Source organism: Collinsella sp. HCP28S3_G2, assembly GCF_052065125.1.
GTDB lineage: Bacteria > Actinomycetota > Coriobacteriia > Coriobacteriales > Coriobacteriaceae > Collinsella.
Window position 1 is genome coordinate 1 of record NZ_JBQHUO010000005.1, and the last position, 12,769, is coordinate 12,769.

The window sequence follows — 12,769 nt, forward strand, 5'->3', positions numbered from 1 at the left end:
CCTCGCGGCCCGCGGGACCCAGCGCTCACGCGCGGTCCGGGCACGAGGATGCCCCCGAGTCGGACCTCTCCTATGCGCCATGCGGCCCCCAGGGCACGTGGATGAGACACCGGACACCGAAGATACGGTGGGCGCCGCCCACCGGTCAGCGGCCAGAGCATGGGGGGCACGCCCGGTCCCGTTCCGAACCCGGAAGCTAAGCCCCATCGCGCCGAGAGTACTGCGGGGCCAGCCCGTGGGAGGCCAGGGCGCCGCTGACCGGTGGACGGCACCGAGCCGTCATCGAGAATCGAGAAGGGGGAGGCCTCGCGGCCTCCCCCTTTTTGCGTTTGGGCGTTGTAAACTTACAGCCCCTACGGCTTAATTGTCTTTTCTATTTGAAGAAAATAAAACGAATGACCAGCGCGATTGCCGCGATGGCAATGATCAAGAGCGCGATTTGGAGCCGGTGCTGTTTGCGTCGCCTGCTAGACGATATAAATATCGATTTTCCTTGCTTCGGCGTCTCTAAATAGCGGGCAGAATGCGTTAGGGTCTGCTTAGGGCGAGGCTCTCTTCGTTGTTGCTTGGCGGGTGTTCGGGCTTGCTCCTGGTTGTATGCGCTGTTTTTGGATAAGGGGGCATCTTTGAGATACGCCGATTCGCTCGGTGCTACGCCCATGTGTTTGCGACCTGATTGAGATTCTTCAAGGGTTTGATAACGATTGCGAGTTACATATTCAGGCTCTGTATCGTCAATAGGCTCTTGGGAAATATGGGGACGATGGTAGCGTATGGTCTGCGGATAGGTTGATTTATCGTTCTGCATCTGATCATACGAATTGTCGGAGGTTTGATCGTCCATGATGCCCTTAGGTTGTCATTAATATTGTGTATACGCTCATTGTAAGCCCCAGCTTTGTTTAGCTAGGGCACATTTGGTATTTAAGGCACGGTTCAAAGAACCTTGACCTCATTAAACCTTAGTCACACAGACTTAGATATGCTTATAGATAGAGACTCAAAAAACTTTATATCAAAATGTATATATAAGAAATGGATGGGCATATATTAAAGCGTCAAAAGAAGTCCCTGCCACCTAGAAGATGGCTCGGCAGTCCCTTAAAGGAGTGGTAGTCATGGCAAGCATGGTTCCTTATCGTTCGGTTTTTGGTGTTCGTCCCTCTGCTAGCTCGTTGTTCGATCTGTTTGATGATATGACCGATCTGGCAAACAACTCGATCGCCTCCAAGGCGTTTCCCGTTGATGTTGAGGACAAGGGCGACGGTTACGAGGTCAAGGCCTATTTGACCGGCGTCGCGAAGGACGACATCGACGTTGAGCTCAATGAGGGTCGTCTTTCCATTAGCGTGAATGTTGAGGAGAGCGAAGAGAACAAGGACAAGAACTACCTGCAGAAGGAGTTTTGCTCTTACAGCGCGACGCGCGGTGTGTACCTGAAGGATGCTTCGAGCGAGGGCCTTTCTGCAAAGTATGCTGACGGCATCCTTACCGTTACGGTTCCTAAGATTGTCGAGAAGAAGAACGTTACGAAGATTTTCATCGACTAACGTTATCGGCCATTAACATCGGTGCCTGAGCTAAGGGGGCTGGGAAGCGATTCCCGGCCCCCTTTTCTATTTGAGACAGCCTACTGAATATTTGAGACGGCCTACTGAATGGTCATGGGCTGATATTGCCCGGCGGGACGTATCGTGAGTTTATGTGGCCCCTCAATGCGGGTGGCGGTGCTACCAAGCTCGTTGTCGAGTGTCGCCCCAAGTGAGCTTGCGTAGCTTTTGACGGTAAGGCTTGGGCGATTGTTGTCTTGGCTAATGTGCATCGCGATAAGCTGCTCGGTGCGATCGGTTACCAGCGCGCGTGCGGCATCGGCGGCCTGTTCGTTGGAGAGATGCCCTTTTGCAGACAGGATGCGCTCCTGAAGAAAGCGAGGATAGTCTCCTTGACGCAGCATGGCTACATCGTGGTTGCTTTCAAGCGCGAGAATGCGACAGTCCTTGAGCGTATCGATGGCATGCTTCGACAACTCGCCGGTGTCGGTGGCAAAGCCAAGCGAATCACCCTGGGCATCAAAACGGTAGCCGACAGGATTGACGACGTCGTGCGATGTCGAATACGTTTGAATGTGGACCCCGGCAATAGAGAGGGCGTCACCTGGGTCGAATTCCTCAACAGACAGATGTGCGAGGCTTTCCTTTGATGCGAGCGTGCCTCTGCTGGAAAAGACCGGTCCGTTCCAATGTTTACACCACACCTCAAGCCCCTTAATGTGGTCGCTGTGCTCATGGGTGACAACAAGGGCGGACACGTCGTCTGCCGAAAGGCCGAGCTCAGCCATGCGTTTGAGCGTTTCGCGGCGGGACAGTCCGTCATCGACCATAATGAGCCCCTGCGGGCCCTCGATGAGTGCGCAGTTGCCTTTAGAGCCGCTGCCGAGGATATGAAGGTGCAGGCGAGACATAAGATTCCAAAGGATACAATGAGTGCTGACGAATAGAGGAGGAAGCGAATGCCAACGGTATCACAGCATTACGGACACCATGCCGTACCCGGGGCAGTCGATGAGACCCGGACGAGGCAGCAGGCTGCTCCTGTGGTGCTCATGGTATCAGGCGGTGCGGACTCGACGGCACTGCTTCTTATGGCGTGCACATCAAAGCTGGATATCCAAGATGGACGCGGCGTTGCCCCCATTGCTCGCGAGCGCCTACATGTGCTTCATGTAAACCATCACCTGCGAGGCAAGGCATCCGACGGCGACGAGGCCTTTGTGCGCGAGCTCTGCGCACAATACGGCTTGCCGCTGTGCGTGGAGCACGCCTATTTTGATGGGGAGTCGGGCAATATCGAGGCGGCTGCGCGCGAGGTGCGTTATGCCGCGGCGCGAAGGTATGTTCGCGAGCTTTGTGCCAAGATGGGGGCGCCGAGAACGGCGGCGCGCATCTGCACTGCCCATACCTCTTCAGACCGCGCGGAAACATTTTTGATGAACGCCATTAAGGGGTCGGGCCCTGCTGGGCTCTCGAGCATTCCCCGCCGAAGGAATATTGTGGTACGCCCCTTGCTCGACCTAACTCATGGCGAGCTTGTGGGCTATCTGCAGGTGCATGGTCAGCCGTGGCGCGAGGACGAGACCAACGAAGATATCTCGTATCTGCGAAACTACGTTCGCCACCGGGTAATGCCAGTGCTGGCGCAGCGTAATGCGAGCGTGTGCAAGACGATTGGTGCCGCCTGTGAGATCTTGGGTGATGAGGATGCGTTTCTATCCCAGTTGTCGGCACAGGCGTTTCGAAGCTGCCTGCGCAAAGAGGCAGCGGGCGCGCTGGTGCTTGATGCCAGACGCCTTGCTGCGGCCGAGGTGGTAATCGCGCGGCGCATCGTGCGACTGGCGATTAAACGCATCGATCCGGACGCTCGCCCAGAGATGCGCCATGTGGAGCGAGTCCTCTCCTGTGTTGCCGAGGGTGCGGGTTCGGTTACGCTTCCGGCGGGGATTGACGCACGTGTTGAGTTTGGCATGCTGGCGTTTAAGGCGCCGGCGGCTCGTGAGGGCTTGGTTGCGGACTGGATTACCATACCCGGCCGTATGTCGTTGGGCGGGGGACGTATGCTGGTCACAGAAGCGATAGCCGTTGAGCCGGGATGCGATATCGTGCGCCGCGCCCGTGAGTTTGCGGCTGCTGGGGAAGTGGCAGCTTTGGTGGACGCGGCTGCCCTGGGTTTTGCCAACAGCGATAGCGAGCGGATCTTGGCGGGCTCGCGCGGCGAGGTTCCTGCCGAGGGGCGATTGGCGCGCCTGTGGGTGGACGGTCCCGCACCGGGAGACGTGATGTGCCCGTTAGGCATGAGTGGCCGAAGCAAGAAGGTATCCGACTTGTTGTGCGAGGCTCGTATTCCCGTTTCCGAGCGCACCGGCGTGCCCATGGTAAGGACGGCACCGGGGGGTGTCGTGGTGTGGGTCGCCGGAGTTCGCGCGGACGAACGCTTTAAGTGCACGGCGGCGACGCGTGTGGCCTATCTGCTTCGCGTGGTTGACGCGGATTAGCCCCTCGCACCAGTTTTTCTGTGCGGCGTTGACGGTATTCCCGCGCTGATGGTGCACGGGCTGGAAAATATACCCCGTGCGCTGCTAGAATGTGTAGTTCGCGTCCATACGGCGGTGTGTGGGCGATTAAGCACAAGAAAGGGTTGTCATGGCTTCTCAACATCCGGATATCGAGAAGGTTCTGTTTACGCAGGAGGATATCGACGGTATCGTCTCTCGCCTGGGCGAGGAGATTACGCGCGACTACGCGGGTAAGGATTTGGTGCTGATTGCGGTCTTGCGCGGCGCCGTGGTCTTTATGGGCGACCTGATGCGCAAGATCGAGCTGCCGACCAATATCGATTTCATGGCCGTTTCGAGCTATGGCGACGGTGTGAAGTCCTCGGGCATCGTGCGTATCATCAAAGACCTTGATATCGATATCCGCGGTCGTGACGTGCTGATCGTTGAAGACATTCTGGACTCGGGCCTGACGCTCAAGTATCTGATGAAGAACCTTGAGAGCCGCAAGCCCGCTTCTCTGGAGGTCGCCGCCTTCCTGTGGAAGGACGTTGAGGATCGCATCTCGGCCATTACGCCCAAGTATGTTGGAACCCATTGCCCCGATGCCTTTGTGGTGGGCTACGGCCTCGACTATGCCGAGCGCTATCGTAACCTTCCGTATCTGGGCATTTTGAAACCGGAGGTTTATTCGTAAGATGCCCGACGACCGTAACGACTACAATTCCCAGACACCCCGGGACCCTAAGATTCCGGGGATGCCCGGAGGCAAGAAACCCACACGTACGGGCTGGCTGTATTTTCTTTTGGCTTGCGCACTTCTGGGCTACGCCTTCTTTAATATGGGCTCCGGCTTTGCCAGCTCCAGCAATACCGTTAAGCTCGCGACGAGCGAGATGGTGAGCGCTATCAAGCAGGATCGCGTCGAAGATCTGACCTATACGGTTCAGGACGGAAGCGTGACGGGTCATTACTGGAAGGCGAAAAAGGACAAGGGCGACACGAGTGAGCTCAAGAGCTTTTCCTCGACCTATGTCGGCTCCGATTCGCTTGCCGAGCTCATGGCGGAGCATCCCGACACTAAGTACATCGTCAACACCAACGACCCCGATTTTTGGGGCGACTTGGCGATGAGCGTACTGCCGACGATTGCCCTGATCGCCATCATGTTCTACTTTATGCGCCAGATGATGGGCGCCAATAATAGGAACATGCAGTTTGGCAAGACCAACGCCAAGACCAACGAGGCTACGCGTCCCAAGGTCAAGTTCGAAGACGTTGCCGGCGTGGACGAGGCTGTTGAGGAGCTCGAAGAGATTCGCGATTTCTTGAGCGATCCGGACCGTTATCGCAAGCTGGGTGCCAAGATCCCGCGCGGCGTTTTGCTGGTGGGCCCTCCGGGTACCGGTAAGACGTTACTGGCCAAGGCCGTTGCCGGAGAGGCCGGTGTCCCGTTCTTTAGCATCTCGGGCTCTGACTTTGTCGAGATGTTCGTGGGCGTCGGCGCCAGCCGCGTGCGCGACCTCTTTAAGGAGGCCAAGTCTCAGGCTCCGTCGATCATCTTCATTGACGAGATCGATGCCGTGGGACGTCAGCGCGGAGCCGGTCTGGGCGGCGGTCACGACGAGCGCGAGCAGACGCTCAACCAGCTGCTGGTCGAAATGGACGGTTTTGAGGAAAGCGAATCGGTCATCCTGATCGCCGCGACCAACCGCCCCGATATTCTGGATCCGGCATTGCTGCGCCCCGGTCGTTTTGACCGCCAGGTTACGGTCGACCGCCCGGATGTGAAGGGGCGCGAGCAGATCTTGCGCGTGCATGCCGAGAACAAGCCAATGGATGAGGACGTTAAGTTTGAGAAACTCGCTCAGATGACCGTTGGCTTTACCGGTGCCGATCTGGCAAACCTGCTCAACGAGTCCGCGCTGCTTGCCGCTCGCCGTCATCGCTCCGTGATCTCGATGGACGAGGTCGAAGAATCGATGGAGCGCGTGATTGCAGGACCGCAGCGCAAGGGGCGCGTGATGACCGAAGCCGAGCGCACCACGATTGCCTACCACGAGAGCGGTCATGCTCTGGTGGGTCACATCCTGGAGCACTCCGATCCGGTTCACAAGATTTCGATTGTCAGCCGCGGTCAGGCTCTGGGCTATACGCTGCAGCTTCCGCAGGAGGATCACTTCCTCAAGACCAAGAACGAGATGCTCGACGAGCTTGCCGTGTTCTTGGGCGGTCGCGTTGCCGAGGAGCTCATGTGCGATGACATTACATCGGGCGCGAGCAACGATCTGGAGCGCGCGACCAAGATGGCGCGCGAGATGGTTACGCGTTTGGGCATGAGCGAGGAGCTGGGCACGCAAGTGTTTGGCGAGGCGCAGCATCAGGTGTTCCTTGGTCGCGATTATGCCGATCACCAGGATTACTCCGAGGAGACGGCGCGCCGCATCGATATCGAGGTTCAGCGCATCATGCGTGAGGCCCATCGCCGTGCTGTTGAGATTTTGGATGCCCGTCGCGATCAGCTCGATCTGATGGCGAAGGTGCTGCTTGAGCGCGAGACCGTCGAAGGCGACGCCGTGAACGCCCTGCTCGACAACGACTGGGATGCCTACCTTGAGCGCGAGGGCGACATTCTGGCAGCCAAGGAGGAGCGCAATGCCAAGGCGGCCGGCGTGCCGACCAAAAAGCGCGCGCCTCGTATGAGCGAGGAGGAGCTGGCGGCTGATGCCGCAGCTTTTGCGCAGGCGGCCATGCAGGAGGATGCCGAAGTCGCATCCGATAGCGCTGACGATGTCGAGGCTGCTGACACAAAAAAGGCCGATGGCGACACCGAGGCCGACGAGTAGTCTTTGTCGTGAGAGCCTCCGCGGGGAAACCTGCGGAGGCTTTTTTGAGCGATATGGGGCCATCTGTTGATTGGGGACAGACTTAAATGAGCGTTTTCACGCATTTAAGTCTGTCCCCAATTAACATTGCTGCGGTACTTTGCTTGACTAAAGCGTACAATACCGCCTATGCGAAAGGGGAACAGATGATCAACGAAACCATGTTTGCTCGCGGCGCGGAAAGCTCTATCATCCGCGAGATCTTTAGCTATGGACTTGAACGCAAGGCACAGATCGGTGCGGAGAACGTATTCGATTTTTCGCTGGGCAACCCGAGTGTTCCGGCGCCCGCTGCCGTGGCGGAGTCCATCAAAAAGGCCTTGGAGCTGCCGAGCGACCAACTGCACGGATACACGCCCGCACCAGGCCTGCCGCAATGTCGTGTCGCTGTGGCCGAGTCGCTCAACCGTCGTTTTGGCACGAGCTATGAGGGTAAAGATGTCTTTATGACCGTGGGTGCGGCGGCTTCGCTCACCTGCACGCTCAACGCTGTTACCAATCCCGGTGACGAGGTCATTGTTATCGCCCCGTACTTTCCGGAGTATCGCGTGTGGATTGAGAAGGCCGGCTGTACGTGTGTCGAGGCACCCGCCGATGAAGACACGTTCCAGCTGAGCGTGGGCAACGTGCTCAAGGCGATTACTGATAAGACGGCGGCCGTCATTATCGACTCGCCCAACAACCCGACCGGTGCCGTATATACGCGCGACACGCTGACGCGACTGGCCAATGTTCTGCGCGAGGTCAATGCCAAGCGTGATCCCGAGAATCCGATTATGCTCATCTCGGATGAGCCGTACCGCGAGATCGTGTACGGTGCCGAGGTGCCCTGGGTACCCTCAATCTACGAGAACACCGTCGTGTGCTATTCGTATTCCAAGTCGCTGTCGCTGCCGGGTGAGCGTGTGGGTTGGATTTTGGTTCCCAACACCAATCCGCAGGCTGCTCGCCTTATACCGGCCGTCGCCGGTGCCGCCCGTACACTGGGTTTTGTGTGCGCACCGGCGCTCTTCCAGCGCGTGATTATCGACTGCATCGATGAGCCGAGTGATGTCGAAGCCTATGCTCGCAACCGAACGGCGCTCACCGACGCATTGGCGGAGTACGGCTACACCTACGTTGAGCCGGACGGCGCTTTCTATCTGTGGGTGAAGGCGCTCGAGCCCGACGCAAACGCTTTTTGCGAGCGTGCAAAGAAGTACGAGTTGCTCGCGGTGCCTTCGGATAGCTTTGGCATGCCGGGTTGGTTCCGCTTGGGTTATTGCGTGAGTTACGAAACGATTATCAATTCGCTACCAGCTTGGAAACAGTTGGCGGACGAGTATCGTTAAAAGCAGAGCGCTCTGCCTACAATGTTTTACGTGAAACGGGGTTTGGTGTTAAACCGGACCCCGTTGTCATGGACGTTGTGTCTTTGGGATGGAGCGGTTTTACGACTATCGAAGGCTATGCGTACAATGAATATACGCGACGGCCATACCAGATAAGGAGACCTGATGCCCTACCTGCTTTCCTGTGACATTCATACCCATACGATGTTCTCTGCGCATGCATATTCGACCATTGAGGAGAATGTGTACTGGGCGGCAGAGCGTGGCCTGCAGGTGCTTGGATCTGCCGACCATCTGAGCTCTATGGTTACGGCTTGCCCCAATGACCTGCGCAGTTACCAGTTCTTTATCAACCAGGATATATGGCCGCGCATTTGGAGTGGCGTGTTGGTGCTGCGTGGCGCCGAGGCCGATATCGTTTCGCTGGACGGAAGTCTGTTTGGCGAGGACACTCCTGTCACGCTCGATATTGCCGGCGATTCGTACAGCCGTCAGCATTCGCTGTTCGATCGGGTTACGCGTAATTTGGATTATTTGGTTGCAAGCGTGCATAATCCGCAGTTCGCTGAAGGCGCGACGCTGGCCCAGACGACCGAGATGTATATCAATGCTCTGGAGCACCCCAAGGTGTTTATGCTGGGGCATACGGGTCGATCGGGCGTGCCGTTCGATATCGACGAGGTGTTGCTTGCTGCTAAGGCTAAGCACAAGATCATCGAGATCAACAATCACAGTCTTGAGCATGGCGCGGATGCCGAGCATTGGGACGTGTGCCGCAAGATTGCCGAGCGGTGCGCCGAGCTGGGCGTGGGAATTGGCGTCTCGACCGATGCGCACATTGGTATGGCAATTGGTAAGCTCGACCAAGCGCGCAAGATGCTCGACGAGATTCACTTTCCGCTGGATTTGATCGTGACGCGCGACCGCGAGACGCTACTGCGCGAGATGGCGGCAGCCGGCGTGTGTGACCTGCGCAAGAGGATGTAGCGGAGTTCATAAACCAAGTAAGGGGGCGGCCCAGACGGGTCGCCCCCTTCTTGTGCCGGTGGATTAGCGGCGCTCGAGGACCGCTACAGTTTCGGTGTGGTCGGTATGGGGGAACATGTCGACGGGCGTGATCTTGAGCAGGCGATAGCCACCGTCGAGGAGCTGGTGCAGGTCACGCTCTTGGGTCACGGGATTGCAGCTGATATAGGTGATGCGGCGAGGTCTAAGCGCGCAGGCGGCTTCGAGGAACTCGGGGGTAGAGCCGGCACGCGGCGGATCGATGGAAAGGACGTCGATGCGCTCGTTGTTGTCGGCGGCATCTAGGATGTAGTCGGTGGCATCGTCGGCCATAAACCAGGCGCTGCGGGTAAGACCGTTGAGCTCGGCGTTGCGGCGTGCGTCGGCAATGCCCGCCGGGTTGCGCTCTACGCCAAGTAACATGATGCCGATGCCCTTGTTCTGAGCTTCTTTAGCTGCGCAAAGACCGATGGTGCCGCTGCCGCAGTAGGCATCCATGAGAACATCGCCCTGGTGCAGATCCATACCGTCGATAGCGAGCTGGTAGAGCAGCTCGGTCTGCTGCGGGTTGGTCTGGTAGAACGCGGTGGGGGAGATATCAAACTCGCAGCCGAGTAGCTGGTCGCGCATGCATTCAGCGCCATACACGATGTGGGTTTCCTCACCCAGGATGGCGTTGCCAGGGCGTCCGTTGATGTTTTGGGCGACGGTGACGATACGCGGATCGAGTGCGGCGATGGCCTCAAAGAATTCCTGCGCATGCGGCAGGTCGCGCTGGGCGGTAACGAGGGTGATCATGATCTGGTCGGTGCGCCAGCCGCAGCGAACGACGGCATAGCGAAGCAGGCCCAGATGCTTGTCCTCGTTAAAGGCGGGAATGTGCAGGCGCTCGGCCTCACGCGCAATGCCGTTAAGAATCTGACGGGCTCCCGGTGCCTCGACGGGGCATTCGGGAACAGCGACGATTCTGTGCGTGCCGCGCTCAAAAAAGCCGCAGCGGACAGCGCTCCCTTTGCCGGGGGCAAAGGGAGTGGCGGCCTTATGGCGAAAACCACGCGGCGCAGGATATTTGCCCGGGTCGCCCAGAGTAACGTCCATACCGCGAATGGGATCGACGGTTATGCCCTCACGCTCGCAAAGAGCAGCAAAAAGTTCATCCATAGCAGCCTGCTTGGTCGCCAGCTGCTTCTTATAAGGCCTGTTGAGCGCCGTGCATCCACCGCAAGCTTTCATGATGGAACAGGGCGACTTGGGATCAACGGCCTTATGAGCGGACCGGGACGACTCATTATGCGAGCGCTTGGAACGAGCTTGAGGTGCCTTATCCTCGCCCCGACGAAAGTTGGGGCGCTTGGCCTTAGCCTTGCCTTTGGCTGGCCTGCCCTTCGCATCCTGAGATGACTTGGATTTCTTGGAAGATTTTTTCTCCTCCGACCCCTCAGCCGCCTCGATCAAAGCACGACGAGCCTTACGCTCCGCACGAGATTCTGCCATCAATAACTCCACTAATTCATGAATTAAAGCTGCGAGTATTGTACCGTGCCAAGCCAGCAGACGATATGCAAGCGGTTTAATCGTGTCAGCGATAAGCCCAACGACGGTTGCCCGCCGCGTGAGGGGTGTGGGGGTTAAGTTTATCGCGAGTTCCGCACGAACAGGAGGCCACTTAATGTGGCCTCCGTCGTGAGCAGGACTGTAGAGCAGGAAACTTAACCCCACACCCCTCACGCGGCGGGCAAACTCGCCTTGTGCTCTATCACGCTAAAGTGTATGATTCTGAACGTTACATGACTCACTTTACTTAGCTAAAGTGCCATCAAGGGGGAATACCATGAATACCGATATGTCTCGTCGTCAGTTTGTTGGTCTAGCCGGCTCGCTCGCCACGGTGCTTGGCCTTGGTCTTGTCGGCTGCGGCGGTGGTGCCGACAAGGGTTCCACTGCCGGCTCTGCCGCGGCAAAGGACGCCAAGGGCGTTGTGGAGTCTAAGAAGCTCGTGGTGGGCTTTGACAAGTCCTATCCTCCGTATGGCTTTGTGGGAGACGATGGCGAGTACACCGGCTTTGATCTCGATTTGGCCAAGGCAGTTGCCGATAAGCAGGGCTGGGAGGTCAAGTACGAGGCCATCGACTGGGACGCCAAGGATACGCTGCTCAACTCGGGCGCCATCAACTGCATCTGGAACGGCTTTACCATGGAGGGCCGCGAGGACGACTACACGTTCTCCGAGCCGTACATGCTCAATGAGCAGGTGCTGGTGGTCAAGAAGGATGCGGGCATCAAGAGTTGGGACGACCTTGCCGGCAAGACCGTGATTACCCAGATCGATTCTGCTGCCCAGGATGTGCTAGAGGGTGACCAGAAGGATCTGGCGGCGACGTTTGCCACGCTCGATACCATCGGCGAGTACAACACGGCTTTCATGCAGCTCGAGAGCGGCGCGGTCGATGCGGTGGCCTGCGACCTTTCGATCGCCCAGTATCAGCTTGCCGCCAAGCCCGATGCCTATACGCAACTTGACAAGCCGCTGTCCAGCGAGCACTACGCCGTTGGCTTTAAGAAGGGTGATACCAAGTCGGCCGACGCCGTGACCGAGTCGCTCAAGGCGCTCTATGAGGACGGTACAGTCAAGGACCTGTGCGACAAGTACGCGAGCTACGGTCTATCCTTCGACAACTGGGTTTTGAAATAGCCACAGCACCCAACCTTGCGGCTCCAACCCTCCTCGCGTACCAAAGTACGCTTCGTCGGGCTTGTCGCTCGCAATCTTGGGCACTGTGCCTATTTCAATTAACACCTGCTGTTCTGTTGCTGTGAAAGAGAGCTTGGGTTGTCTATTCAAGTCATGATGCAGATGCTTGGCCAGGGTTTCTTGGTCAGTTTGCAGTTGTTTGTGCTCACGCTGTTGGGCTCGATTCCCTTGGGAATTCCCGTGGCGTTTATGCGTATGAGCAGAATCGCGCCGCTGCGCTGGATTGCGCGCATCTACATTTCGGTCATGCGCGGTACGCCGCTCATGCTGCAGATGTTTGCCATCTACTTTGCTCCGTATTATGTCTTTGGTATTTCGCTCACGCCCGATTCCAAGTGGACAGCGTGCGTTGTGGCATTCATCATCAACTATGCCGGCTACTTTGCCGAGATCTATCGCTCGGGTTTGCAGTCTATCCCGCGTGGTCAATATGAGGCCGCCGAGGTGCTGGGTTACTCACGCCTGCAGACGTTTTTGTACATTGTGATGCCGCAGGTCGCCAAGCGCATTTTGCCGGCGATGGGCAACGAGATCATCACACTGGTCAAGGACACATCGCTGGCGTTTGCCATCGGCGTGGGGGAGATGTTCTCGACGGCCAAGGCACTGGTTGCCTCTCAAGTGAGCATGGTGCCGTTTGCGATTGCGGCACTGATCTACTGGGTCTTTAACTTTGTGGTCGAGATGCTGCTGGGCGCCGCCGAAAAGCGACTTGACTACTACCACGACTAGCCTGTTCCGTCGTGCT

At 57.6% G+C, this 12,769-nt stretch carries 11 protein-coding genes and 1 rRNA gene; 9 read left to right on the forward strand and 3 right to left on the reverse strand.

Features of this window, described 5'->3' with window-relative positions; translation table 11 throughout:
- The first annotated feature begins 144 nt into the window (after window positions 1-144).
- Window positions 145-260: ribosomal RNA gene (gene rrf / locus ACTNB2_RS04295) — 5S ribosomal RNA — on the forward strand.
- Between the two features lie 113 nt (window positions 261-373).
- Here the strand turns inward: rrf and ACTNB2_RS04300 are convergent.
- Window positions 374-844: a hypothetical protein gene (locus tag ACTNB2_RS04300; RefSeq protein WP_441041359.1), complete on the reverse strand. Its 471-nt coding sequence runs from the start codon at window positions 842-844 to the stop codon at window positions 374-376.
- Window positions 845-1,118: 274 nt separating this feature from the next.
- On the opposite strand from ACTNB2_RS04300, the gene ACTNB2_RS04305 reads away from it, so the two are divergent.
- Window positions 1,119-1,550: an Hsp20 family protein gene (locus tag ACTNB2_RS04305; protein ID WP_427728790.1), complete on the forward strand. Its 432-nt coding sequence runs from the start codon at window positions 1,119-1,121 to the stop codon at window positions 1,548-1,550.
- Between the two features lie 101 nt (window positions 1,551-1,651).
- Here ACTNB2_RS04305 and ACTNB2_RS04310 read toward each other — a convergent pair whose 3' ends face one another.
- The gene (locus ACTNB2_RS04310; protein WP_441041361.1) at window positions 1,652-2,461 is read right to left on the reverse strand and encodes an MBL fold metallo-hydrolase; all 810 of its coding nucleotides are present in this window, start codon (window positions 2,459-2,461) and stop codon (window positions 1,652-1,654) included.
- Window positions 2,462-2,509: 48 nt separating this feature from the next.
- Here ACTNB2_RS04310 and tilS point away from each other — a divergent pair, with 48 nt between their 5' ends.
- The 5 genes from tilS (at window position 2,510) to ACTNB2_RS04335 (ending at window position 9,251) form a co-directional block, all read left to right on the forward strand.
- Window positions 2,510-4,048, forward strand: coding sequence for a tRNA lysidine(34) synthetase TilS (gene tilS, locus ACTNB2_RS04315; RefSeq protein ID WP_441041363.1), 1,539 nt, complete (start codon window positions 2,510-2,512; stop codon window positions 4,046-4,048).
- A gap of 148 nt (window positions 4,049-4,196) precedes the next feature.
- Window positions 4,197-4,745, forward strand: a complete 549-nt coding sequence (gene hpt / locus ACTNB2_RS04320; RefSeq protein WP_154517754.1) for a hypoxanthine phosphoribosyltransferase — start codon at window positions 4,197-4,199, stop codon at window positions 4,743-4,745.
- Between the two features lies 1 nt (window position 4,746).
- Entirely contained in the window at window positions 4,747-6,894 is a 2,148-nt protein-coding gene (gene ftsH / locus ACTNB2_RS04325; protein WP_427719758.1) for an ATP-dependent zinc metalloprotease FtsH, read from the forward strand.
- A gap of 185 nt (window positions 6,895-7,079) precedes the next feature.
- Window positions 7,080-8,264, forward strand: a complete 1,185-nt coding sequence (locus ACTNB2_RS04330; RefSeq protein WP_441041365.1) for a pyridoxal phosphate-dependent aminotransferase — start codon at window positions 7,080-7,082, stop codon at window positions 8,262-8,264.
- 165 nt (window positions 8,265-8,429) lie between these two features.
- On the forward strand, window positions 8,430-9,251 hold the full coding sequence (locus ACTNB2_RS04335; protein WP_154517764.1) for a phosphatase: 822 nt from the start codon (window positions 8,430-8,432) through the stop codon (window positions 9,249-9,251).
- Window positions 9,252-9,314: 63 nt separating this feature from the next.
- Here the strand turns inward: ACTNB2_RS04335 and rlmD are convergent, their stop codons facing one another.
- Window positions 9,315-10,763 carry a 23S rRNA (uracil(1939)-C(5))-methyltransferase RlmD gene (gene rlmD, locus ACTNB2_RS04340; protein ID WP_441041367.1) on the reverse strand — a complete coding sequence of 483 codons (1,449 nt, stop codon included), beginning with the start codon at window positions 10,761-10,763 and terminating at the stop codon, window positions 9,315-9,317.
- Window positions 10,764-11,100: 337 nt separating this feature from the next.
- Here rlmD and ACTNB2_RS04345 point away from each other — a divergent pair, with 337 nt between their 5' ends.
- Together ACTNB2_RS04345 and ACTNB2_RS04350 are read left to right on the forward strand one after the other, a co-directional pair.
- On the forward strand, window positions 11,101-11,961 hold the full coding sequence (locus ACTNB2_RS04345) for a transporter substrate-binding domain-containing protein (RefSeq protein WP_441041369.1): 861 nt from the start codon (window positions 11,101-11,103) through the stop codon (window positions 11,959-11,961).
- 153 nt (window positions 11,962-12,114) lie between these two features.
- Complete coding sequence (locus ACTNB2_RS04350) at window positions 12,115-12,753, forward strand: amino acid ABC transporter permease (RefSeq protein WP_427796146.1); 639 nt, start codon at window positions 12,115-12,117, stop codon at window positions 12,751-12,753.
- The last annotated feature ends 16 nt before the right edge of the window (window positions 12,754-12,769 follow it).